This is a genomic window from Micromonospora ureilytica (assembly GCF_015751765.1).
Classification (GTDB): domain Bacteria; phylum Actinomycetota; class Actinomycetes; order Mycobacteriales; family Micromonosporaceae; genus Micromonospora; species Micromonospora ureilytica.
This window is the reverse complement of sequence record NZ_JADOTX010000001.1, coordinates 6,042,078-6,065,565: the sequence shown is the minus strand read 5'-3', so window position 1 is coordinate 6,065,565 and position 23,488 is coordinate 6,042,078. Positions and strand designations below refer to the sequence as shown.

Here is a 23,488-nt window from a genome sequence, read left to right as displayed (position 1 = left end):
AATCGAATCGAGCGAGCAGATGGGTGACACCCCCCACCGCTCGGCCGACGCCGGCACCGGCGGGACGCGCGTGACCCAGAGTCACGAGTGGCCCGTCGGTGCCTCGGCGCGTGTGGCCGAGGCACCAGTCAGCACCCGTTCCCCGGGCGGCACCGGGCTGGGCGGCGGCGGCGCGCTGCCGCGCAGCCGTAGGTTCGGCGCCGAGCGGGCCTTCCGCGGTCTCACCCTGGCCGCCGGCACCGCCGTTCTGGTCATCATCGCCGCCATCGCGATCTTCCTGGTCGTCAAGGCGGTGCCGGCCCTACGCGCCAACACCGAGAACTTCTGGTCCTACGAGGGCTGGTCGCCCAACGAGACGGAGCCGAAGTTCGGCATCGGTGCGCTCGCCTTCGGCACCGTGCTCAGCTCGGCGCTGGCACTGCTCATGGCGGTGCCGGTGGCGCTGGGCATCGCCCTCTACCTCTCGCACTACGCGCCGCGCCGGCTGGGCACCGCGCTCGGCTTCCTGGTCGACCTGCTCGCCGCCGTGCCGAGCGTGGTCTTCGGTCTCTGGGGACGGGACGTCTTCAGCAGCCCGGTCCGGGATTTTTCCGTCTGGCTGAACCAGCACTTCGGCTGGATCCCGCTCTTCGGCGGTGACGGCCCCTTTGGGGCGTCCGTCATGCTGGGCGCCCTGGTACTCGCGATCATGGTGCTGCCGATCATCACCTCGCTCTCCCGCGAGGTGTTCCTCCAGACGCCGACGGCGAACGAGGAGGCCGCCCTCGCCCTCGGCGCCACCCGCTGGGAGATGCTCCGCACCGCGGTGATCCCCTACGGCCGCCCCGGCATCATCGCCGCGATGATGCTCGGCCTCGGCCGGGCGCTCGGCGAGACCATCGCCCTGGCGTTGACCCTCGGCATCACCTTCGGCATCTCGTTCAACCTGATCCAGAACGGCGGCAACACCATCGCCGCCAACATCGCCAACGCGTTCGGCGAGGCGAACGAGACCGGCCGGGGCGCGCTCATCGCCTCCGGCCTGGTGCTGTTCGCCATCACGCTGATCGTCAACATCACGGCGCGGGCGATCATCTACCGCCGCCGGGAGTTCACGGAGTCGGCCGCATGACCACAACCGTCACCTCCCACCGCACCCGGCCGCCGGCCCAGCCCGACTCGCTGCGGGCCAAGCGGCTGCCCTGGTACGCCGCCCCGGCCATCGCCGTGGCGGCCCTGGCACTCTCCGCCGTGATCGTCTACGGCACCGGCATTGGCGGCCCGGTCCTCGTGGTCGTCCTCGGCGCGATCCTCTACCTGGTCGGGCTCTTCGCCGCCGCCAACGCGGTCGAGGGGCGCCGATCGGCCCGCAACCGCACCTGGAGCGCACTGATCCACTCCGCCTTCGTGCTGGCGGTGCTGCCACTCGTGTCGGTGGTCTGGACGCTTGTCAGCAAGGGCGCCGACCGGCTGGACGCCAACTTCTTCCAGACCTCGATGAACAACATCGGGGCCCGGGACGCCAACGGCGGCGCGTACCACGCGATCGTCGGCACGCTGGAGCAGGTCGGCATCGCCACCCTGATCACCGTCCCGCTCGGCGTTCTCTGCGCGATCTACATCGTCGAGTACGGCCGGGGCAAGTTCGCCTTCGCGATCCGGTTCTTCGTGGACGTGATGACCGGCATCCCGTCGATCGTCTCCGGCCTCTTCGTGCTGGCGTTCTGGGTGCTGGTCGTGTCGCCGTGGTTCAACGACGGTCGGCCCAGCTTCTCCGGCTTCGCCGCCGCGCTCGCGCTGAGCGTGCTCATGCTGCCCACCATCGTCCGGTCCACCGAGGAGATGCTCCGCCTCGTACCGGCGCCACTGCGCGAGGGCGCGTACGCGCTCGGCGTACCCAAGTGGAAGACCATCCTGCGGGTGGTGCTGCCGACGGCGCTGCCCGGCATCGTCACCGGCGTCATGCTCGCCATCGCCCGCGCGGCCGGCGAGACCGCGCCGGTGCTGCTGGTCGCCGGCGGCGGCGCGGCGATCAACACCAACCCCTTCGAGAACAACCAGTCGTCGCTGTCCCTCTTCGTCTACCAGCAGGCCGGTGACGCGTCGAAGTACGCCCCGGCACGGGCGTGGACCGCGGCACTCACCCTGGTCGCCCTCGTGCTCATCCTGACGATCGCGGCGAAGCTGCTGGCCCGTCGCAACAGGCTCAGCCGATGAACCCCGGAGGTACCACCATGGCCAAGCGCGTGTCCGCCTCGAACGTCACCGCGTACTACGGCGGCTTCAAGGCAATCGAGAACATCAACCTGACTGTCGAGCCGAAGACGGTCACCGCTCTCATCGGGCCGTCCGGCTGCGGCAAGTCGACGTTCCTGCGGTCGATCAACCGGATGCACGAGGTGCTGCCGGGGGCCCGCGTCGAGGGCAGCCTGACCATCGACGACCAGGACATCTACGACCGGGACGTGGACGTCACAGCGGTCCGGCGCACCATCGGCATGGTCTTCCAGCGGCCGAACCCGTTCCCCACCATGAGCATCTTCGAGAACGTGGTGGCCGGGCTGAAGCTCAACGGGGTCCGCAAGAAGTCGCTCCTGGAGGACGCGGCCGAGAAGGCCCTGCGCGCCGCGAACCTGTGGGGCGAGGTCAAGGACCGGCTGGGCAAGCCCGGCGCGGGCCTCTCCGGCGGTCAGCAGCAGCGGCTCTGCATCGCCCGGACCATCGCGGTCGAGCCGCAGGTCGTCCTGATGGACGAGCCGTGCTCCGCCCTGGACCCGATCTCCACGCTGGCGATCGAGGACCTGATGTTCCAGCTCAAGGACAAGTTCACGATCATCATCGTGACGCACAACATGCAGCAGGCCGCGCGGGTGTCGGATCGGACCGCCTTCTTCTCGATCGAGAAGACCGGCGACCCGGGCCGGCTGATCGAGTACGACAACACCCAGAAGATCTTCAGCAACCCGAGCGTGAAGAAGACCGAGGACTACATCACCGGCCGCTTCGGCTGAGCCGACCACATCCGGTCACCGGCGCCCCGCCTCCCGGCATGGGCGCCGGTGCCATATCCGCCGCCGCCCCGCCCCGCCCCAAGACCGTCCCCGATCAAGGATGTAGTGGCCTCACGCCGCAACGGAGGCCACTACTTCCATGTTCGAGCGCGATCTTCGACAGGAGCCCGCCTGTGGTCCAGACCGCGCCCAAGATCTGCGCAACTACCCGGATAGTGCGGTCTCCCACGAGTTCGAGGCAGCAGTATCCCTGACGTTGTGCGGATCTTGACGGCATGCGCCGGCCGCGAGCGCCCCAAGGGTCAGCCCAGGACGAAGCGGGGTTTGCCGTTCGGGGGCAGGTCCAGGCGCGGGGTGATCGGGCTGGCGGCGTCCCGATCGGCCGCCGCCCGCGCCACCCCGGCCAGGTCGCCGGCCGCGGCCACCTCGGCCAGCGTGACAAGGGTCGGTGGCAGCATGGTCAGCTCGCCGGCCAACGCGCGGGCCAGCGCGTCCGCCGGCCGGATCCACAGGGTGTGGTCGGCCTCGCCGGAGACGTCGCGGGTCCGTTGTCCCTCCGGCAACAAAGCGATGAAGAAGTACGTGTCGAAGCGGCGCGGCTCGAACTCGGGAGTGATCCACCGGCTCCAGGGCAGCAGCAGGTCCGATCGGAGGGTGAGCTGACGGTCGGCGAGCAGCGCCGCGAAGCCCAGCCGGCGTCCCTCCAGGTCCTGCCGGGCCGCCTCCCAGTCGTCCCCGCTGACGTCGCCGACCACTGTCTCCCGGTTCGGGCCGGCGAGCAGTACGCCAGCCTCCTCGAAGACCTCACGCGCGGCCGCGCAGACCACCGCCTGCGCGGCCTGCGGGGCCACTCCGAGCCGGTCCGCCCACTCGCCCGGAGTCGGGCCGGCCCAGTCCAGGTGCGTGTCCGAGTCGGAGCGGTCCACCCCGCCTCCGGGGAAGGCGTACATCCCGCCGAAGGTCATCGCGGCGACCCGGCGGATGACGTACACCTCGAAGCCGGCGTCGGTCGGACGCAGCAGCAACACGGTGGCCGCAACCCGCGGCGTCGCCGGGATGCCACCCTCGGCCTGGAACCGGCGGGCGTGCTCGACCAGGGCGGCCGGGGCGTCGAAGCCGTCACTGTCGATCGTCATGCCGCGAGCCTAGTTCCCAGCAGCGCGGTCGCCGGCGCCCGCCAGCCGTTGAAGGATCATGGAGTTATTGCCACGACACGCCGTGCCACCGGGCAATAACTTCATGATCGACGAGGGTGGTCGGAGGGTGGGAGGGGCGCGGGCCGGGCAGCGCGGGGTTCACCTGGCTCGGCTAGCGTTTCGGCATGACTCGTTGGGGCATCCTGGCCACCGGCCACATCGCCAGCCGTTTCGCCGAAGACCTCCGGTTGGTGCCGGACGCCGAGTTGGTAGCGGTCGGTTCCCGCGCCGCGGAGAGCGCCCGGCGCTTCGCCGACACCTACGGCGCGAAGCGCGCCTACGGCTCCTGGGTGGAGTTGGCCGCGGACCCGGAGGTGGACGCGATCTACGTGGCGACGCCGCATTCCGCGCACTACGAGGCGGCGATGACCTGCCTCACCGCCGGGCGGGCGGTGCTGTTGGAGAAGCCGTTCACCCTCGACCTGGCCACCAGCACCGAGTTGATCGACACGGCCCGCGCCGCCGGGGTCTTCCTGATGGAGGCCATGTGGATGCGGCTGAACCCGATGATCCTGCGGGTGGTCGAGCTGATCGCGGACGGGGCGATCGGCACGGTGACCGGGGTCCGGGCCGACTTCGGGGTGGCCGGGCCGTTCCCGCCGGAGCATCGGATGCGCAACGCGGCGCTGGGCGGGGGCGCCCTGCTCGACCTGGGGATCTACCCGATCAGCCTGGCCCACCTGCTGCTCGGGGTGCCGCAGGACGTCCGGTCCTGGGCGCAGCTCGGCCCGGAGGGGACGGACGAGAACACCGGCATGCTGTTCGGCTATGACACCGGAGCGCTGGCGACCCTGAGCTGCGGCATGGTCGGGTTGAGCGGGCAGACCGCCTCGATAACGGGCACCACGGGGCGGATCGACCTGCCGGAACCGTTCTTCCGGCCAGGTTCGGTGACAGTGCACCGAGCCGGCGCGGAGCCGGAGACGATCGTCGCCGACGGGGCCGGCAACGGCTACCAGTACGAGGCGATCGAGGTGCAGCGCTGCCTGGCCGCAGGGCTGACCGAGAGCCCGGCGGTGCCGCATGCCACGACCCTTGAGGTGATGACCCTGCTGGACATGGTCCGCGAGCAGATCGGCGTGCGATACGTCTGAGCCCGACTGAACAGGGGAAGGGCCCTCCGCCACGGCGAGACCGTGGCGGAGGGCCCTTCCAGAAACTCAGCCGAAGAGCGGCCGGACCAGCAGGTACGTGACGCACGCGATCAGTGCGGCGGCCGGGAACGTGATGATCCAGGCGAGCACGATGTTGCCGGCCACGTTCCAGCGAACCGCGGAGAGCCGCTTGGTCGCGCCCACACCCATGATCGCCGAGGTGATGGTGTGGGTGGTGGAGATCGGCGCCTTCAACACCAGGGCGTTGAAGTACAGCACCGCGCTGGCGACGGTCTCGGCGGCGAAGCCCTCCGGCGGCCCCAGGTCGATGATCTTGCGACCGAGGGTACGGATGATCCGCCAACCGCCGGCGTACGTGCCGAGGGCCAGCATCGTCGCCGAGGTCCAGAACACCCACCCCGGGATGTGCGTCTTGCTCTCCTGGAAACCACCCGTGTAAAGCGCCAGCACCACGATGCCCATGGTCTTGGCGGCGTCCTGCATGCCGTGACCGACCGACATGGCGGCGGCCGAGGCGGTCTGCGCCCAGCGGAAGCCCCGGTTGAGCTTGCCCGGCTGCCCCTTCCGGAACAGCCAGAGGATGGCAAGCATCAGCAGGTAACCGAGGGTGAGGCCGACGATCGGCGACAGCACCATCGGCAGCAGCACCTTCTGGCCGATGTTGCCCCACTGCACCAGGCCGCCGGTGGACAACAGGGTCGCGCCGACCAGGCCGCCGAAGAGCGCGTGCGAGGACGACGAGGGCAGACCGAAGTACCAGGTGATCAGGTTCCAGGCGATCGCGCCGAGCACCCCGGCGAAGACGACCCCGAGGCTGCTCACTCCCATGGGGAGGGTGACCAGGCCGTCGCCGACGGTCTTGGCCACACCGGCGCCGAAGTGGGCGCCGACGAAGTTGCCGACCGCGGCGAGCCCGAGCGCGATCCGGGGTGTCAGCGCCCGTGTGGAGACGCTTGTGGCGATCGCGTTGGCGGCGTCGTGGAAACCGTTGGTGTAGTCGAACGCCAGGGCCACCGCGATCACCGCCAGCACGGCGATGAGTTCAGGGGACACCGGCTCAGGACTCCTTGACGGCGATGGTCTCGACGGTGTTGGCCACGTGCTCGAAGGCGTCGCAGGCGGCCTCCAGCTCGTCGGCGACCTCCTTCATCTTCAGCACCGTCAACGCGTCGTACTCACCGGAGAAGAGGCGGACGAGGAGCTGCCGGTTGATCCGGTCGCCCTCGTTCTCGAGCCGGTTGCACTCGATCCAGTAGTCCTCGAGATTCTTCAGCGACTTCAGCCGGGGCATCGCGTCGGCGGTCAGCTTGGCCTGCTGGTCGAGCACGTTGACCATCTCGTGCAGCTCGCGGGGCAGTGCCGGAAGCTCGGTCAGCCCGTACAGGTAGAGCAGGTCACCCACCGCTTCCAGGTGGTCCATCACGTCGTCCAGCAGCGAGCCGAGCCGGTAGATGTCCTCCCGGTCGAACGGGGTGATGAAGGTCGAGTTGATCTTCTTGTACAGCTCGTGGGTGATCTGGTCGCTGTCGTGCTCGACCTCGGTCAGCCGCTCGCTGACGGACTGCACGTCCACGCCGGGCAGGGCCAGCTCGTTGAGCAGCGCGGTGCCCCGGACCAGGTTCTGCGCGGCCCTGGTGAAGAGCTCGTAGAAGGCGCCCTCGGTGGGGCGGAAGGAAAACTTCACAGCACAGACCTCGTCGCGTCGGTGGAAGGGTGGCGGCGCCCGAGAACGCCCGCTCGGTGAATGCTAGGAAACGGCAGAACGGGGAATTCGCCGGCCCACCCCTGGCCAGGCACCATTCACCACTCGTTCACCTGCCGTTCATCTCGGCTGCCCCACCCGCACCCGCTCCCCCAGCCAGCAGGCGCTTCCGCTCCCGAACCACGTCGAAATCGGCAGCGGGATACCCCAGATCGAGCGTGTCGAACGTCTCACGTAGCAGGTGGGCCACCGCCCAGTCCCGGTACCACTTGCGGTCCGCCGGCACCACGAACCAGGGCGCGGCGTCCGTGCCGCACCGGCTCAGGGCCTCGGCGTACGCGGCCTGGTAGTCGTCCCAGTGCCCCCGCGAGTCGATGTCGGAGGGGTTGTACTTCCAGTGCTTGCGCGGGTCGGTGAGCCGCTCCAGCAGACGCTTGCCCTGCTCGGCGTACGAGATGTGCAGCATCACCTTGATCAGGGTCACGCCGCCGTCGGTCAGCTCCCGCTCGAACGAGTTGATCTCGTCATAGCGGGCTCGCCAGGTCGCCTCCGGCACCAGCGAGCCGACCCGGGCGATCAGCACGTCCTCGTAGTGCGAACGGTTGAACATCCCCACGTACCCCGGCGGCGGCAGCTCCCGGCGGATCCGCCAGAGGAAGTCGTGCCGCAACTCCTGGCGGGTCGGCGGCCCGAACGAGCGGATGTGCAGGCCCAACGGGTTCATCGCGCCGGCCACCCGCTTGATCGTGCCGTCCTTGCCGCCGCAGTCCATGGCCTGGAGCACCAGCAGCACCCGGTGCGCCGGCCGCTCCGACCCGGTCTTGGCCATCGCGAAGAGCATCTCCTGCTGCCGGCCCAGCTCCTCGCCGACCAGTTCCACCTGCTCCCGCGCCCAGGTCTTACGACGCTCGCCGCGGCCCGCCGGCCCCGGCAGGCCGGGCATGGACCGCGGGTCGATCGCGCCGAGATCCACCGGCGCGGTGACTCGCAGCAGGTCCCGCACGGAGCCGCCGTCCGGTGCCTCGATCTGCCCTTGCTGGGGTGCGCTCATGCACGGATCATCGCCCACCCACCGCCGTTCCGCCCGTCAAGAGCCGCCTCCGGACCTGGGCCCGCTGATCGGCACCGACCGACCTCCGCCCGCCGAAAGCATCGGCCCGCCGGGCCGTTCCGGGGCTGCCGGCAGGCCCGCTCGGCGGGAGGATGTAGGCCGGGACGCCGACCGGAGGGGGTGGTGGGTCGTGCGGGAGCTGGCGACGGAGTTCGAGGCCCAGCGTGGCCGACTGCTCGCGGTGGCCCACCGGATGCTGGGCAGCCGCAGCGAGGCGGAGGACGCGGTGCAGGAGACCTGGCTGCGCTACGCCGGGGCGCTGGCCGACCCGGCGGCCCGCGCCGAGATCCGCGACCTGTCCGCGTGGCTGACCACGACCTGCGCCCGGATCTGCCTGGACGTGCTCCGCTCGGCCCGGGTCCGCCGGGAGGCGTACCCCGGGCAGTGGCTGCCGGAGCCGGTGGTGAGCCCGTTGGGCGGCCGGCCGACGGCGGACGGCTACGCGCCCGACCCGGCGGAGCGGGCGGTCCGCACCGACCAGGTCGGCACGGCGCTGCTGGTGGTGCTGGAGCGGCTCGCGCCGGAGCAGCGGGTCGCCCTCGTGCTGCACGACGTGTTCGCGCTGCCGTTCGCCCGGGTCGCGGGGGTGCTCGGCACCACCGAGGTGGCCGCCCGGCAGCTCGCCTCCCGGGCTCGTCGGGCGGTCACCGCGCCGGACGTACCCCGGCACACCGCCGACCCGGCCGAGCAGCGCCGGGTGCTCAAGGCGTTCGTCGCCGCGACCGACTCCGGCGAGCTGGACCAGCTGCTCCAGGTGCTCGCGCCGGACGTGGTCTTCGTCGGTGACTCCGGCGGGCACTTCCCCGCAGCCCGTCGGCCGGTGCTCGGCGCGGACGCCGTGGCTCGCCTCACGCTCGGCCTGTTCGGCCGCACCGGCCGGTACGCCGACCGGGTGCTGGCTCGGCCGGTGCTCGTCGACGGTGCGCTCGGCCTCCAGCTGGAGACGGCGCACAGCGACGGGCGGCCGATCCGTCTGGTCACCGCGTTCGCGGTGGACCAGGGCCGGATCACCGCCATCTACAACCAGCTCAACCCGGACAAGCTGACCGACCTGCCGCCGCTGGACGCCGACGACGGCTGGCCCCCACGCTGGTGAGCCGGCCCGACCGGGCGGGCGTGCGGCGTCAGACCACCAGGGCCAACCACTTGCGGTACGCGGTGGCGAACGGCTCGGTGCCGTCGCCCAGGGCCCCGAACAGCCGCTGTGCCGCGGCCTCGGCCTCGGCCACCACGTCCTCCGGGTAGCCGAACCGGGCCCGGTGCTCGGCGAACTCGTCCTCGTCGAGCAGCTCCACCAGGCCGGTGGCCCGACGCCGGACGACGTCCAGATCCAGGTCGATCAGGTGGACTGTGTCGTCGGACTCCCAGCGGGCCGGGGTCGCGATGTCGCAGTAGACCTCGCTGGTGCGGGGCGGGGGGTTGAACATGGCCGTCCACCAGGCACGATGAGGCACCAGCAGCACGAACGGGATCTTCTCCACCGAGGGCCGGCCGTGGTAGACCGACTGGGTGCCCTCGGGCACGCCGAGCCAGATGCCGAGGTCGTCCTCGGTGAGCCGACGGGCCGGGTAGTCGCGGTGGGCGCTGCCGTCGTACTTGCGGTAGATCACGCGGACCATGTCGCTCGGCATGATTCGCACCCTAACCGATACGGCCCAACGCGTCGTAGCGCGGCCGTAACCGGGCGGGGTCGGTCGCAATGTCCGGCCCGGTCGGCATCGCGCCACGCGGCGGATGGGCGCGGCCGGTGTCGGCGGCGCCGGGTACCGTCGCACGGTGACTCCGCCCCGCACCGCCACCGGTTCCGCCACCCCGTCGGCCCGTGCCAAGGGGCGACGGCGGGGTGCCCGGCCCAGTGGCACGGAGCTGCTGGCGGCGGCGGTCGGCGCCGTGCCCGGCGGCGCGGAACGCCCCGGCCAGTTGCAGATGACCACGGCGATCGAGGAGTGCGTGGCCGGCGGCGAGCATCTGCTCGTGCAGGCCGGCACCGGCACCGGCAAGTCGTTGGCGTACCTCGCGCCGGCGCTCACTGTGGACGGCCCGGTGGTGGTCTCCACCGCCACCCTGGCGTTGCAGTCCCAGCTGGTCGATCACGATCTGCCCCGGCTCGCCGACGCGGTCGAGCCGGTGCTCGGCCGTCGGCCCACCTTCGCCGTGCTCAAGGGCCGCCATCACTACCTCTGCCTCGCCCGACTGGACAACTCCACGGAGGAGGAGCCGGAGGACACCCTCTTCGACGCCCCCGCGGCGCGTCCCGGTGGCGGGACGAAGTGGCTCGGTGAGGCGGGCCGGTTGGGCAAGCAGGTCGAGCGGCTGCGTGACTGGGCCGAGAAGACCGCCACCGGCGACCGGGACGAGTTGGACCCAGGCGTCGACGACCAGGCCTGGCGGCTGGTGTCCATGCCGGCCCGCGAGTGCGTCGGCGCGACCCGTTGCCCGTTCGGGCAGGAGTGCTTCGCCGAGGCGTCGCGGGCCCGCGCCCGCGAGGCCGACATCGTGGTGACCAACCACAGCCTTCTCGCTGTCGACATGCTCGCCGACCGGCACATCGTGCCACCGCACAAGCTGCTCATCGTCGACGAGGCGCACGAGCTGGCCGACCGGGTCTCCTCCGCCGCCCAGGCGGAGCTGGTGCCAGAGCTGATCGACCGGACCACCCGGCGGGCCCGTACGCTGCTGCGGCCGGAGACGGCCGAGGCGCTCACCGCCGCCGGCGACGCCCTCGCGGTCGGCCTGGCCGAGGCGCCGGCCGGGCGGATAACCGCGGGGTTGCCGACGCCACTGCGCGAGGCGTGCACGCTGCTCGACGCGGCGACCCGCTCCGCCCTGGACGCGATCGGCGACGTCAAGTCCGACGACCCCGACCCGGTCCGCAAGCAGCAGGCCAAGGCCGCCCTGGACGAGCTCTCCACCACCGCGCAGCGGCTGCTGGAGGAGGGCGACCACGACGTGGCCTGGGTGGAGAAGAACGACAGCGGCACCCGCCGCGCGCTGGTGGTCGCGCCCCTGTCGGTGGCCGGCACCCTCGCCACCCACCTGTACGACGAACGCACAGTCGTCGCCACCTCGGCGACCCTGGCGCTGGGCGGCCGGTTCGACACGGTCGCCCGCGCCCTCGGGCTGGACGCGCCACCGCCCGCGCCACCGACCCCCGCGGCGGCCGCGCTGGCCGCCCGCACCGGCCCGGGCCGTCCGGCCGCCGAGGCGCCGGGCCGTCGGCTGGCCGGCGACGTCACAACGAACGCCGTCGTACCGGCCACCGAGGGCCCCGGGTGGCGGTCACTCGACGTCGGTTCGCCGTTCGACTACGCCCGGCAGGGCATCCTGTACGTCGCCGCGCACCTTCCCCGCCCCAGCGTCTCCGGGCTGCCCGAGGCTGCCGGTGAGGAGCTGCTCGGGCTGGTCGGGGCACTCGGTGGTCGTACTCTCGGGCTTTTCTCCTCCCGGAGGGCCGCGCAGCAGGCGGCGGAGCTGTTGCGCGCGCGGACCGACCTGCCGGTGTTGCTCCAGGGCGAGGAGGCGCTGCCGCTGCTGGTGCGTCGCTTCCGCGAGGAGCGCGCCAGCTGCCTGTTCGGGGTGATGTCGCTCTGGCAGGGGGTGGATGTGCCGGGTGACGCCTGCCAGCTCGTCGTCATCGACCGGCTGCCCTTCCCCCGTCCGGACGAACCGCTGGCGGCTGCCCGCGCGGCGGCCGTGGACGCGGGCGGCGGCTCCGGCTTCTCGGCCGTCAGCGTGCCGATCGCTGCGGTCCGGCTGGCCCAGGGCGTGGGCCGGCTGATCCGGGCGACCGGCGACCGGGGCGTGGTCGCGGTGCTCGACTCCCGGCTGGAGACGGCCCGAGGCTACGGGCCGTTCCTGCGCCGTTCACTGCCACCGTTCTGGTACACGACCCGCCCCGAGGTGGCCCGGGGCGCCCTGGAACGCCTGGCCAAGTCCTGAGCCCCTCGTTCTAGGGGGCCTGGGAGGCGACGACCACGGCGTCGGGCGGGGTGTCCGGGACCCTTCGGGCGGCAAGCCTGCGGACCGCGGTGTTCAGCACCGCGATGAGCGGCACGGAGACCAGCGCGCCGGTGATGCCGGCGAGTACGACACCGGCGGCGATGCCGATGATCACCGCGAGCGGGTGGAGGGCCACCGCCCGGCCCATGATCAGCGGTTGGAGCACGTGCCCCTCGATCTGCTGCACGCCGATCACCGCACCGAGGATGATCAACGCGGTGACCGGGCCGCTGTCGACGAGGGCCACCAGCACCGCCACGCCACCGGAGAGCGCCGCACCGACGATCGGGATGAACGCGCCGAGGAAGACGAGCGCGGCCAGCGGGAAGGCGAACGGGACGTCGAAGATGACCAGGAAGATGCCGATGCCTACCGCGTCGATGAACGCGACAAGCACTGTCGCGCGGACGTAGGCGCCAAGCGTGTGCCAGGAGGCGCGGCCCGCGTCGTCGACCTTCCACCGGGCGGCCACCGGCAGCAGCCGGACCAGGAAGCGCCAGATCCGGTTGCCGTCGCGCAGGAAGAAGAACGTCGCGAAGAGGACCAGCAGCGTGCCGGTCAGCACCTCGGCCAGCGTCGCGGCGGTGCTCAGCGCCCCGCTTGTGAACTTCGAGGTGTTGTCGTTGATCCAGGCCTGCGCCTCGTCGATGTACCTGTCGAGCTGGGTGTCGGAGAGGTGCAGCGGGCCCGTCTTCAGCCAGTTCTGGATCTGCCGGACACCCTCCGACGACTTCTCGCTCAGCTCCGGCACACCACGAATGAACTCGTTGACCACGAGCGTCAGCGTGCCGATCACCGCGGCCAGGCCGCCGACCAGCACCACCGCCGTCGCCAGCGACCGGGGGAACCGGACCCGCAACAGCCAGCCCACCGCCGGCGCCAGCAGCGCGGAGAGCAGCAGCGCGATGGCCAGCGGAATGATCACGATCTTGATCGTGCCGACGATCCGCAGCAGCGCCCAGGCCACCACGCCGATCACGATCAGTCGCCAACACCACGCGGCGGCGATCCGCAGCCCGTGCGGGACGTCGGCGTCATCCCGACTGGTGGTGGAGCTGTGCAGGTCCACCTGAGGTTCCGCGCCGTAGACAGTGGCGCTCGGCGGCGCAGTCGGGCCCGGGACGGCCGGCGACGCCACCCGGGCCGCCTCCGACGCGTCGTTCAACGCCTCAGTCGACGTGCCCTCGTCGGCGCCCGTCGACGCCTGTCGTGACTGGTAGGCGCGGCGAAGCCGCCCGCGTACCCGCTCGAAGCGGCTCAAGCGCACCTCCTGGCAGAAAACCCGGCCCGCCACCGGCGACAGGTCGGACAGCATACGTCCGTTCCCGACACCGTAGGGCGGTTCCGCCACACAATGCCCCGACCACCTCCGGCGTAACCACCGGCGGACCACCGTCGGCCACACGGTAGCGTCTGCGACGTGACCGCCGACAACGATCTCGACGCCGGCCTGCCGATCCGCCTGCTGCACGACCGCGTGCTGGTGCGGATGGAGGGCAGCGAGGGCGAACGCCGCTCCACCGCCGGCATCGTCATTCCGGCGACCGCAGCGGTCGGCAAGCGCCTCGCCTGGGCCACCGCGGTCGGGGTCGGGCCGAACGTCCGCGCCATCGTCTCCGGCGACCGGGTGCTCTTCGACCCGGACGAGCGCTCCGAGGTCGAGTTGCACGGCCGCGGTTACGTGCTGCTGCGAGAGCGGGACGTGCACGCCGTGGCCGCCGAACGGATCGAGAACGACCCGACCGGCCTCTACCTCTGACGCACCTCCCCCGGCCACCAGCCCCCGTCGCGCACCGTTTGCCCGGCCGCACGACGGGAAGCCATCCGGCGACCGTGGCCCTGGGGAGGGACGATGCCGGTATTCGTGAAGAAGCTGTTGACCTGGGGCAGTGTCGCGTTCCTGATCTACTTCATGGCCTTTCGGCCGGACGGCGCCGCGCAGTTGTTCAGGGGAATCGGGGCCGCACTGATCGCGATGTTCCAGGGCCTCGGTGACTTCCTGACCTCGCTGCTGGCCTGAACCCCTGTCAGGGGTGCGTCGGCGGCCAGGGCGGCGCCGATCGCGGGCCGGGCCAACCGGGCGGGGCATACCCCACCGGAGCCGGGGCGGGAGCCAGCACCACCGGGATCGGCACCACCGGCTCGTCCGGCGCGTCCACCGCGCGCTGAGTGCCGTCCGGGAAGCGCAGGTGGTAGCGGCTGCCGTCCCAGACCCCCGCCGGGGCCTGCGGGTCCCGACCGACGAAGAACGACCGGTACGCGCTGATCGCGTCCAGCAGCTCCCGCTCCTCGCGGGCGGTCCGCTCCTGGTCGGCGGGCTTGCGGTCCAGGCCGCGCAGCGTCCCGTCGCGCAGCAGGGCCAGCCGGGTCGCCGCGGACTGGTAACCCCGCATCGCCCGCACCCCGGCGTCGCCGGCCACCCGCCGCGCCCAACTGCGGGCGGCGTGCCGCCTACCGAGACTGCTCAGGGCGGCCACCTCGGGCGGGCTGAGCCAGCCGGCGCGTACGTAGTCGGGCAGGGCCCGCTCGGTGAGCCGTCCCTCCCAGGCGCGCAGCCACAGCGCCAGCCCCACGGTGCCGAAGAAGACCGGCACCATGAGACCCAGGAAGCCGTACAGCATGATCATGGCCTCGCCGGTGGCCTGGGTCAGCGTGGGCAGCAGGTTCCACGTGCCGTGCAGCATCATCGCCAGCAGCAGGCCGCCGATCGGGGCGAGCACCCGGATGCGCCGGTCGGCCGTCCGGGAGGCGATACCCAGTCCCACACCTGTCATCGCTGTGAAAAGGGGATGGGCGAACCCGAACAGCAGGATCCGCAGGATGAAGATCGCGATGACCTGCTGGATGCCGGTGGCCGGACCGTAGCGGTCGGCGCCGGACGCGTACCCCAACCCGCCCAGGTAGAGGATGTTCTCCACCATGGCGAAGCCGACCGCGGCGAGCCCGCAGTAGACCAGGCCGTCGGTGATCCCGGACCACTCGCGCCGGCGGAACACGAGCAGCAGGATCGGGCCCAGCGCCTTTGTCAGCTCTTCGATGAACGGTGCCACCAGCACGCCGGTGAGCGCGGACGGCAGGCCCCAGTCGGCGAAACGGTTGGCCGCGAAGTCGTTCACGGTGAGCGAGGCGGCGGTGGAGACGAACGCGCCCCAGGCGAAGCAGAAGATCAGATATTTCAGCGGCTCCGGTTCGTACCGGTCCAGCCAGAGGAAGCAGGCGACCAGCACCGGCACCGGCAGGATGGCGGCGACCACCCCGATCAGCAGGGCCTGCGCACCGAGCGACTGGCCGAGCGTGAAGACCATGAACACCGCGCACGCCGCGATGAGCAGCACCACCCCGGCCAGCACCAGGAACCGCCGCCAGCCGAGCCGGCGCAGCGGCATCCGGGGCGTCTCGCCCACGGGCGGGGCGGCGGGCGCGGGCGGGGCGGCGGGCGACGGCGGCAGCGGTGAACCGGGCGGGGTGTCGGCCATGCGGTCAGCGTAGCCATCCGCCGCCGGCTGGTTCGGTCGCATCGGTAGCCGCTATGCTGCCGGCAGGTCACGAGTGCCAGCGTTCAGCCCCGGCTTGCTGGCCGGCAACCCTCGTCGAGTTCGCGGTGGGGTGCCCCGGGTGATGACCGGGCCCAGCCCGATCGGTGTGCTGGGCAAGCGCGGACCCCGTCCCGATGTCGCACCCGGGGTCCCTGACCCCGGAGGTTCCGGCGTGTCCGTCACTCTCGTCCCCTCGCTGCCCACCCTGCCCGCAGTGCCGTCGGCGCCGTCCGCGCCGCTCGACGTCCTCGGCGTGCCCGGCGAGATCAACCTGGACTACGCGGCCACCGCGCCGTGCGCGCGGGCGGCCGCCGACGCCGTGGCCGAGCTGCTGCCGTGGTACGCCAGCGTGCATCGCGGAGCGGGAGCGCTGTCGCGGCGCTGCACCCTCGCGTACGAGCAGGCCCGGCAGACGATCGGTGACTTCTTCGGCGCGCGCGCCGAGGATCACGTGATCTTCACCCGCAACACGACTGACGCGCTCAACCTGCTGGCGCGGGCCGTGCCGGCCGGCACGACGGTCGTCACGTTCGCCGGTGAGCACCACGCCAACCTGCTGCCCTGGCCGCGCGGGTCGGTGCGGCTGCCGGTGCCCGCCGACCCCGACGGGGCGGTACGCGATCTCGCCGCCGCCCTCACCGAGCTGCGCCGGGGCAGCAGCCCGGCGCTGCCGGTGCTGGTCGCCGTGACCGGTGCGAGCAACGTGACAGGTGAGCGGTGGCCGGTCGCCGAACTCGCACGGGTGGCCCACCGGCACGGTGCCCGGATCGTGCTCGACGCCGCGCAACTCGCCCCGCACGCGCCGGTGGACCTGCGCACGCTCGACGTCGACTACCTGGCCGTGTCCGGCCACAAGCTGTACGCGCCGTTCGGCGCGGGCGTGCTGATCGGCCGGGCGGACTGGCTGGACGCCGCCCCGCCGTACCTGGCCGGTGGTGGGGCCACCAGCCACGTCGGGCCGGCCACCCACGACGTGACCTGGACGACCGGCCCGGCGCGACACGAGGGCGGCACCCCGAACCTGCTCGGCGCGGTCGCGCTGGCGGCGGTGTGCGCGGCGCTCGACGACGCGGACCAGGTTGCGTTGGCCGCCCACGAGCAGGCCCTGCTGTCCCGGCTGCGGACCGGCCTCGCCGCCCTGCCGCACGTCGTCGAGCTGCGCACCTTCGGCCCGGACGCGCCCCGGGTCGGCATCGTCTCGTTCGTGGTCGCCGGACGGGACTCCACCGAGGTGGCCGCGCGGCTGGCCGCCGAGCACCACATCGGCGTACGGGACGGGTTGTTCTGTGCCCACCCGCTGGCCCGGCGGCTGCTCAGTGAGGCGACGGGGCGTACCGGCCGGCGGGACCTGCCGCCCACCGCGCTGCGCGCCAGCATCGGGCTGGGCAGCACGGCAGCGCAGGTGGACCGGCTGCTCGCGGCGCTGGCCGAGCTGGGCTGAGGCCCGGCCGGCGGCGGCCGCGCGCTCAGCCGACCGGCGGGGCGGTGGGCGGCTTCGGCGTGTCGCCGGGCTCGGCGGGCTCACCGACCGGGCGCTCCTGCTCGCCGAAGGCGGTGCGGATCCACCGGTTCGCCTCCTCCTGCTCGATCCCGGAGGCGACCAGCAGATCGCTCGCTGTGGTGCGGATCTGGGCGACCACCACACTGCCGGAGAAGCCCACCCCGGCGCCGTACGCCCGGCCGGCCTCGCTGACCGCCCGCAGCGACCGCTCGCGGGCCTTCTCCGGCTCCTCGCCGGCGGCGAACTCGTGCTTGAGCAGCCGGACCGACTCGGCGAGGTGGCCGATCGCGTCCGGCATCGGATCGGGCACCGGTTCCTCGTCCTCGACAAGCGTGACGGACCGGCGGATCAGCGTGCCGCTGTTGCGCATCGCCCGGTCGATCGGGTCGGCCGCCTCCGCGTAGTGGATCAGCTCGCTGCGACGGTGCCAGCGGGCCGGGGAGAGCGTGGCCGTCTCCTTCGCGCCCTCGATCGCCTCGGCCAGCGTGGCCAGTTCCTCCTTGTTGTCGCGCAGCCGATCAAGTGCCCGTTGGATGGTGGCGCGGTCCCGGCCGCGCAACCCGTCGGCGGTGGCGTCGAGTTGGGCGGCGAGCAGGTCCAGTGCGGGCCGAGCGGCGCGGTTGATTACTCGGAGCGGATTCAGCGGCAGCAGCACCGCCGTGACCAACAGCGCGATCCCACCGCCGAGGAACGCGTCGACGAAGCGGGGGATCTCCAGGTTCTGGGTCGACGGGCTCAGCGTCACGATCAGCACCGCCGTGGCCGCCGCCTGAATGACGATGGCCACGCTCGCGCCCGCGAAGATGGTGAGCAGGATGGCCACCGTGACCACCAGGCCGAGCTGCCACGCCCCGGTGCCGAGCAGGTAGATCAGGAGGTCGCCGACGAACACCCCGACCCCCACCCCGACGATCAATTCGATGGTCCGGCGGAACCGTTGGCCGACCGACGCGGCCAGGGTGCCGACCGCGGAGATCGGCGCGAAGACCGGTTGCGGGTTGCCGAGCAGCTTGTGCGAGATCAGGTACGCGAGCCCGGCGGCCAGCCCGGCCTGCACGGCGAGTCCGCCGGCCATCCGTACCCGGTGCAGCCGGTCGTGCAGGGTGGCCCGGCTGCGGTGGCGCAGTTGTTCGGTGGCCTCGGCGATCCGCGCGCCGTCGATGTCCACCAGCCCCTCGCGCAGCGCGGTACGTCGCACCACCGGAGGTCGCTTGTCCCGCGCCACGGCCATGGGCGCGACTACCCGGGGTGGGCCCGCTGAATCCTCCCTTCCCGCGCGGCACGGGCGGATGCGGCAGACTCGGGCGGTGGTTGAACTGCTGGACCGGTTTCGGGCGGCGGCCCGGGATGCCGGCGCGACGTCCGATCCGGATACGACTCGGGCCGGGGAGAAGGTGATCGTCCGGTGGCGGGAGCCGCACCGGCACTATCACACGCTGGCCCACCTGACGGCGGTGCTCGACGTGGTGGACCAGCACGCCGACCTGGTCGCTCGGGCCGACGTGGTCCGGCTGGCGGCCTGGTTCCACGACGCGGTCTACGACCCCCGGGCCGCTGGCGACGCCAATGAACGCGACAGCGCCGCACTGGCCGAGAGCGTGCTCAGCGGGCTCGGGGTGCCGACGTCCACGGTGGCCGAGGTGCGTCGGCTGGTGCTGCTCACCGCCGGGCACGCGGTGGCGGCGGACGACCGGGACGGCGCGCTGCTCTGTGATGCGGACCTGGCCGTGCTGGCCGCGCCGCCGGCCCGCTACGAGCGTTACGCGGCGGCGATCCGCCGGGAGTACGCCCATGTGCCGGAACCGGCCTTCCGGGCCGGGCGGGCCGCGGTGTTGACCAACCTGCTGGCGCTGCCCGCGCTGTTCCGGTCGCCACCGCTGGCGAGCCGGTGGGAGGAGCCCGCCCGGGACAACGTGCGCCGCGAGCTGGCCACCCTCACCGAGGAGCCGGAGAACGCGGGCTGACCAGGTGCTTTGGCCGCCGCAGGTCGGCGGCGCGGAGCAACCGGACCAGCTCCCGGCTCGGCACCACCTGGGCGCCGAGCCACACCGCCGCCGCGAACCGGTCGGCCGGGATGTCGTAGTGGTCCCGGTCGAAGCCGCGCCGGGGCGCGCCGAGCGCCTCCGCGAAGGCGTGCAGCTCGGCGTACGAGACGTCGCTGATCAGGTGCGACCAGAGCCGACCGCGCCACGGCCAGGCCGGCCGGTCCAGGTAGAGCATGGTGCCCAAGTTATCCCGCCCAGTCGATCATGTTGATGATCGCCGGTCGGCGACCTAGCCTCGGCTGCATGGCCCCCACCGCGCTCCTCGACGACCTGCGCGCCGCGCTCGGTGCCGACGCCGTGCTCACCGACCCGGACCTGCTGCTCATGCACCAACGGGACGAGGCCGACCTGTGCGCCGCCGGCATCCCGCTGGTGGTGACCCGCCCGCGCACCACCGAGCAGGTGGTCGCCGTGGTCCGGGCCGCCGCCCGGCACGGCGTACCTGTGGTGCCGCAGGGCGCGCGGACCGGGCTGGCCGGCGCGGCGAACGCCGTGGACGGCGCGGTGGTGCTCAGCACCGTCGCGATGAACGAGATCCGGGAGATCGACCCGGTGAGCCGGATCGCTGTGGTCCAACCGGGGGTGGTCAACGCCGCGCTGGCCGGGGCGGTGGCCAAGCAGGGCCTCTGGTACCCGCCGGACCCCGGCTCGTGGGAGTCGTCCACGATCGGCGGCAACGTGGCCACCAACGCCGGCGGCATGTGCTGTGTGAAGTACGGCGTGACCACCGAGTACGTGCTCGGTTTGGAGGTGGTGCTCGCCTCCGGCGAGGTGCTGCGCACCGGGCGGCGTACGGCCAAGGGGGTGGCGGGTTACGACCTGACCCGGCTGTTCGTCGGTTCGGAGGGCACCCTCGGCGTGATCACCGAGGTGACCGTGGCGCTGCGGCCCGCCCCGGCCGACTCGCTGACCCTGGTGGCGGTCTTCCCCTCCGTCGCCACGGCCGGCGCGGCGGTGGCCGAGATCGCGGCTCGCGGGCTCACCCCCAGCCTGCTGGAGTTGCTGGACCAGACCCACCTGCTGGCGATCGAGGCGTACCAGCCGATGGGTTTGCGGACCGACGCGCAGGCCCTGTTGCTGGCCGCCGCCGACACCGGCGCCCGGGCGGCGGACGACCTGGCCGTGCTTGCCGAGGTGTGCGAGGCCGTCGGCGCCGACGAGGTCTACGCGGCCACCGACGCGGTGGAGGCGGCGGCGCTGCTCCAGGCTCGTCGGCTGGCCCACCCGGCCATGGAGAAGTTCGCGGCGGACGCCTACCCGGGCGGCAACGGCGGTCTGGTGATCGACGATGTGGCGGTGCCGCGCGGCGCACTCGCGGCGCTCCTGGACGGGGTCGCCCGGATCGCGTCCGAGTGCGAGGTGCCGATCGGCGTGGTGGGGCATGCCGGGGACGGCAACATGCACCCGAACATCGTGGTCGACCGGGCCGACCCGGCGAGCGTGGAGCGGGGCCGGCGGGCGTTCGACGAGATCATGCGGCTCGGCCTGGACCTGGGCGGCACGTGCACCGGTGAGCACGGGGTGGGCCTGCTCAAGCGGGACTGGCTGGCCCGGGAGATCGGACCGGTCGGTGTTCGGGTGCATCAGGCGATCAAGTCGGCGCTCGACCCGGCCGGCCTGCTCAACCCGGGCAAGGTGCTCTGAGCGGCTGCGGTCAGCCCTTGACCTCGGCCGGGGTCGCCTGGGTGAGCAGCAGCAGGATCTCCCCGGCGACAGGCGTGAGCTCCTCACCCGGGCAGTCCTGCGAGGTGATCAGCCCGGCCGAGGTGATGAGGCTGGACGTCAGCGCGTCGATGCAGGTGGTCCGGTACCGCCGGGTCTGATCGGTCTCATCGGCCAGCAGCGGGTTGGCGAGCAGCACCTGGAGCCGTTCGGTCAGCTCCGGTGCGAGGGTGCCGCGGGAGGTCACGCCGTCGCCGGCGCAGTCGACGCACTGCCACGCGCCGTTGCGCTCGACGCTCAGGGTGCGCATCGGCCCGTCCTCGCCGAGCCGCTGGAGCAGGCTGACCTGACCGGCGGCGACAGTGGTGGGGATCTCCAGCTGGGATCCGCCCGGCGCGCCGGCGGTCGGTTGCGCCACCGGCGTGCTCGGCTTGCCCTGCTCGAAGAGCGAGCACCCGGTCAGGGCACCGACGAGCACGACGGCGAGCAGGGGTACGAGGAGACGAGGGTGCGCGCGGGCTAGCACGCGCGGAAACCTACCCCACCGTAGGTAGCGTTTGAAACCACCATCCGGGCCGGTATCGATGGTTACCCATCGGTAACGTCGCAATTCGTCATCGAGCGGACGGGCGCAGCGCAACCTGGTCGTCGTCGCCCCGGTCGGCCGCGTAACCCCGGACGTCCGGAGCGCCGAGCCGGGCCGCGTCCGCCGCCGCGTCGTCCGGCATCAACTGGGACTGCCGCTCCGCCTCCACCCGGGCGCGGTAGTGCTCGACCTCGCGCGCCCGGGTGGCCGCGTCCCAACCCAGCACCGCGCCCATCAACTCGGCGGTGTGCTCCGCCGACTCCAGCCCCCGATGGCTGGTCTCGAACGAGATCCGGGTCCGCCGGGTCAGCACGTCCTCCAGGTGCAACGCACCCTCGGCCCGCGCCGCGTAGGCGACCTCCGCCGCCAGATACTCCGGAGCACCAGCCAGCGGGGACCCCAGCAGTGGATCGGCGTCGACAAGCGCCAGCAGGTCCAGGGTGAGGGTGCCGTACCGCTCCAGCAGGTGCTCCACCACACCCACCGGCACGCCGTGCCGGCGAGCCAGGTCGGCCCGGTCCCGCCACATCGCCGGGTACCCGTCGGCGCCGAGCAGCGGCAGGTCGGCGGTGCGCGACGAGCGGGCGCCACCGAGCCGGCGAGCGGCCCGGTCGACGACGTCGGACGCCATCACCCGGTACGTCGTGTACTTGCCGCCGGCGACCAGCAGCAGCCCGAGCATCGGCTCGAAGACCGCGTGCTCACGGGAGAGCTTCGAGGTCGAGTCGGCCTCGCCGGCCAGCAACGGCCGCAGCCCGGCGTACACCCCCTCGATGTCGGCGGTGGTCAGCGGCCGCTCCAGCACGGTGTTGACCTGCTGAAGCAGGTAGTCGATGTCGCGGGCCGAGGCCGCCGGGTGGGAACGATCCAGTCGCCAGTCGGTGTCAGTGGTGCCGATGATCCAGTGCCCGCCCCACGGGATGACGAAGAGCACCGAACTCGCCGTACGCAGGATGAGCCCCGTCTCACCGGTGATCGCCGAGCGGGGCACCACCAGGTGCACCCCCTTCGAGGCGCGCACCCGGACACCGGGCCGCAGGCCCACGTCGTTGAGCATCCGGGACATGTCGTCGCTCCACACGCCGGTGGCGGCGATGACGGTGCGGGCCTGCACCTCGAACTCCGCGTCCGGCGAGCCGGGCGGCGCCTCCAGGTCCCGGACACGAACGCCTGTCACCTCGCGCGCCTGCCGGATCAGCCCGACGGCGCGGGCACTGCTCACCACCGTGGCGCCGAGGCTGGCCGCGGTGCGGGCCAGGGTGACCACCAACCGGGCGTCGTCGACCTGCCCGTCGTAGTAGCGGATCGCCCCGGCCAGTGCGTCGGCCCGCAGACTCGGAAAGATCCGCCGGGCACCCTCCCGGGTCAGGTGACGGTGCAGGGGCATGCCCCGGCCACCGCCGAAGACCCCGGCGAAGGCGTCGTACGCGGCCACGCCAGCCCCGTAGTAGGAGCGGCGGAAGACCCGGGCCGGCAGGTCCCGCAGGCCACGCCCGGCCGGCAGCGGCACCATGATCGGCACCGGGCGTACCAGGTGCGGCGCGAGCCGGGTGGCCAGCAGGCCACGCTCGGTGAGCGCCTCGTGGACCAGGTGGAACTCCAACTGCTCCAGGTAGCGCAGGCCACCGTGGATGAGTTTGCTGGACCGGCTGGAGGTGCCGGCGGCAAGGTCACGCGCCTCGACCAGCGCCACCTTCAGGCCCCGGGACGCCGCGTCCAGGGCGGCACCGGCTCCGGTCACCCCACCACCGATGACCAGCACGTCGAAGCGCTCGGCACGCAGTCGACGCAGGTCGGACGCACGGCGGACCGGTGAGAGCTGACCGGCGACGGATCGGGAGATATTGGGGTCGCGCACCCGTCCACCGTAACCGCCGTGCCCCCGTGTCGACATTCGCCGCCCGCCCGGCACTGCGCCTACGCGCCCGGCCCCAGGCCGACTGATCGGAGATCTTGGACAGTTTCCGTCATCGCCTGACGGAAACTGTCCAAGATCTGCACGGTTCTTCGAAGTCCCGGAACCCGACGGTCGGGTCGAAACCCTT

22 protein-coding genes and 1 riboswitch are annotated in these 23,488 nt (G+C 72.3%); of the genes, 11 read left to right on the top strand and 11 right to left on the bottom strand.

The genetic code is table 11. The features are described 5' to 3' along the window. Positions 1 to 19: 19 nt before the first annotated feature. From pstC to pstB, 3 genes are read left to right on the top strand one after another with little or no spacing between them, the layout of a single operon-like run. Positions 20 to 1,111, top strand: coding sequence for a phosphate ABC transporter permease subunit PstC (gene pstC, locus IW248_RS27755; RefSeq protein ID WP_196929298.1), 1,092 nt, complete (start codon positions 20 to 22; stop codon positions 1,109 to 1,111). Then, a complete protein-coding gene (pstA, locus tag IW248_RS27750) occupies positions 1,108 to 2,196 on the top strand; it encodes a phosphate ABC transporter permease PstA (RefSeq protein WP_196929297.1) in 1,089 nt (362 codons plus the stop codon). The genes pstC and pstA overlap by 4 nt, the downstream gene beginning before the upstream one ends. Before the next feature lie 17 nt (positions 2,197 to 2,213). Next, entirely contained in the window at positions 2,214 to 2,990 is a 777-nt protein-coding gene (gene pstB / locus IW248_RS27745) for a phosphate ABC transporter ATP-binding protein PstB (protein ID WP_124820311.1), read from the top strand. Between the two features lie 302 nt (positions 2,991 to 3,292). Here pstB and IW248_RS27740 read toward each other — a convergent pair whose 3' ends face one another. Further along, on the bottom strand, positions 3,293 to 4,126 hold the full coding sequence (locus IW248_RS27740) for an NUDIX hydrolase (protein ID WP_196929296.1): 834 nt from the start codon (positions 4,124 to 4,126) through the stop codon (positions 3,293 to 3,295). Positions 4,127 to 4,311: 185 nt separating this feature from the next. Here IW248_RS27740 and IW248_RS27735 point away from each other — a divergent pair, with 185 nt between their 5' ends. Continuing rightward, positions 4,312 to 5,280 carry a Gfo/Idh/MocA family protein gene (locus IW248_RS27735; RefSeq protein WP_196929295.1) on the top strand — a complete coding sequence of 323 codons (969 nt, stop codon included), beginning with the start codon at positions 4,312 to 4,314 and terminating at the stop codon, positions 5,278 to 5,280. 66 nt (positions 5,281 to 5,346) lie between these two features. Here the strand turns inward: IW248_RS27735 and IW248_RS27730 are convergent, their stop codons facing one another. From IW248_RS27730 to IW248_RS27720, 3 genes are all read right to left on the bottom strand, one after another. Next, positions 5,347 to 6,354: an inorganic phosphate transporter gene (locus IW248_RS27730; RefSeq protein WP_124823129.1), complete on the bottom strand. Its 1,008-nt coding sequence runs from the start codon at positions 6,352 to 6,354 to the stop codon at positions 5,347 to 5,349. A 4-nt stretch (positions 6,355 to 6,358) separates the two neighbouring features. Next, entirely contained in the window at positions 6,359 to 6,985 is a 627-nt protein-coding gene (locus IW248_RS27725) for a DUF47 domain-containing protein (RefSeq protein ID WP_124823128.1), read from the bottom strand. Positions 6,986 to 7,112: 127 nt separating this feature from the next. Then, the gene (locus IW248_RS27720; RefSeq protein ID WP_196929294.1) at positions 7,113 to 8,054 is read right to left on the bottom strand and encodes a PPK2 family polyphosphate kinase; all 942 of its coding nucleotides are present in this window, start codon (positions 8,052 to 8,054) and stop codon (positions 7,113 to 7,115) included. A 190-nt stretch (positions 8,055 to 8,244) separates the two neighbouring features. On the opposite strand from IW248_RS27720, the gene sigJ reads away from it, so the two are divergent. Beyond that, positions 8,245 to 9,210 (top strand): RNA polymerase sigma factor SigJ, encoded by a 966-nt coding sequence (gene sigJ / locus IW248_RS27715; RefSeq protein ID WP_196929293.1) that lies wholly within the window; start codon positions 8,245 to 8,247, stop codon positions 9,208 to 9,210. A gap of 28 nt (positions 9,211 to 9,238) precedes the next feature. On the opposite strand, the gene IW248_RS27710 is transcribed toward sigJ, so the two are convergent. Then, positions 9,239 to 9,745: a DUF402 domain-containing protein gene (locus IW248_RS27710; protein WP_124823125.1), complete on the bottom strand. Its 507-nt coding sequence runs from the start codon at positions 9,743 to 9,745 to the stop codon at positions 9,239 to 9,241. A gap of 103 nt (positions 9,746 to 9,848) precedes the next feature. Between IW248_RS27710 and IW248_RS27705 the strand changes: the two genes are divergently transcribed. Next, a complete protein-coding gene (locus tag IW248_RS27705; protein WP_196929292.1) occupies positions 9,849 to 12,053 on the top strand; it encodes an ATP-dependent DNA helicase in 2,205 nt (734 codons plus the stop codon). A gap of 10 nt (positions 12,054 to 12,063) precedes the next feature. On the opposite strand, the gene IW248_RS27700 is transcribed toward IW248_RS27705, so the two are convergent. Next, the gene (locus IW248_RS27700; protein ID WP_231396462.1) at positions 12,064 to 13,428 is read right to left on the bottom strand and encodes an AI-2E family transporter; all 1,365 of its coding nucleotides are present in this window, start codon (positions 13,426 to 13,428) and stop codon (positions 12,064 to 12,066) included. Between the two features lie 105 nt (positions 13,429 to 13,533). Between IW248_RS27700 and IW248_RS27695 the strand changes: the two genes are divergently transcribed. After that, the gene (locus IW248_RS27695) at positions 13,534 to 13,872 is read left to right on the top strand and encodes a GroES family chaperonin (RefSeq protein WP_196929290.1); all 339 of its coding nucleotides are present in this window, start codon (positions 13,534 to 13,536) and stop codon (positions 13,870 to 13,872) included. Positions 13,873 to 13,965: 93 nt separating this feature from the next. Beyond that, positions 13,966 to 14,133, top strand: a complete 168-nt coding sequence (locus IW248_RS27690; protein ID WP_167493175.1) for a hypothetical protein — start codon at positions 13,966 to 13,968, stop codon at positions 14,131 to 14,133. A gap of 7 nt (positions 14,134 to 14,140) precedes the next feature. On the opposite strand, the gene IW248_RS27685 is transcribed toward IW248_RS27690, so the two are convergent. After that, positions 14,141 to 15,631 (bottom strand): PrsW family intramembrane metalloprotease, encoded by a 1,491-nt coding sequence (locus tag IW248_RS27685; protein WP_196929289.1) that lies wholly within the window; start codon positions 15,629 to 15,631, stop codon positions 14,141 to 14,143. Between the two features lie 23 nt (positions 15,632 to 15,654). Continuing rightward, a riboswitch (SAM riboswitch) is annotated at positions 15,655 to 15,775 on the top strand. A gap of 46 nt (positions 15,776 to 15,821) precedes the next feature. Here IW248_RS27685 and IW248_RS27680 point away from each other — a divergent pair. Beyond that, entirely contained in the window at positions 15,822 to 17,090 is a 1,269-nt protein-coding gene (locus tag IW248_RS27680) for an aminotransferase class V-fold PLP-dependent enzyme (protein WP_372432738.1), read from the top strand. 25 nt (positions 17,091 to 17,115) lie between these two features. On the opposite strand, the gene IW248_RS27675 is transcribed toward IW248_RS27680, so the two are convergent. Beyond that, on the bottom strand, positions 17,116 to 18,318 hold the full coding sequence (locus tag IW248_RS27675) for an FUSC family protein (RefSeq protein WP_307788404.1): 1,203 nt from the start codon (positions 18,316 to 18,318) through the stop codon (positions 17,116 to 17,118). A 139-nt stretch (positions 18,319 to 18,457) separates the two neighbouring features. Here IW248_RS27675 and IW248_RS27670 point away from each other — a divergent pair, with 139 nt between their 5' ends. After that, on the top strand, positions 18,458 to 19,114 hold the full coding sequence (locus tag IW248_RS27670) for an HD domain-containing protein (protein WP_307788264.1): 657 nt from the start codon (positions 18,458 to 18,460) through the stop codon (positions 19,112 to 19,114). On the opposite strand, the gene IW248_RS27665 is transcribed toward IW248_RS27670, so the two are convergent. Beyond that, complete coding sequence (locus tag IW248_RS27665; protein ID WP_124822250.1) at positions 19,086 to 19,370, bottom strand: DUF4031 domain-containing protein; 285 nt, start codon at positions 19,368 to 19,370, stop codon at positions 19,086 to 19,088. The genes IW248_RS27670 and IW248_RS27665 overlap by 29 nt on opposite strands. 68 nt (positions 19,371 to 19,438) lie before the next feature. On the opposite strand from IW248_RS27665, the gene IW248_RS27660 reads away from it, so the two are divergent. After that, positions 19,439 to 20,839 (top strand): FAD-binding oxidoreductase, encoded by a 1,401-nt coding sequence (locus IW248_RS27660; RefSeq protein WP_196929287.1) that lies wholly within the window; start codon positions 19,439 to 19,441, stop codon positions 20,837 to 20,839. Between the two features lie 10 nt (positions 20,840 to 20,849). On the opposite strand, the gene IW248_RS27655 is transcribed toward IW248_RS27660, so the two are convergent. Both IW248_RS27655 and IW248_RS27650 read right to left on the bottom strand, forming a co-directional pair. Further along, positions 20,850 to 21,383, bottom strand: coding sequence for a hypothetical protein (locus IW248_RS27655; protein ID WP_196929286.1), 534 nt, complete (start codon positions 21,381 to 21,383; stop codon positions 20,850 to 20,852). A gap of 88 nt (positions 21,384 to 21,471) precedes the next feature. Continuing rightward, positions 21,472 to 23,286: a glycerol-3-phosphate dehydrogenase/oxidase gene (locus IW248_RS27650; RefSeq protein WP_196930389.1), complete on the bottom strand. Its 1,815-nt coding sequence runs from the start codon at positions 23,284 to 23,286 to the stop codon at positions 21,472 to 21,474. Positions 23,287 to 23,488: the final 202 nt, after the last annotated feature.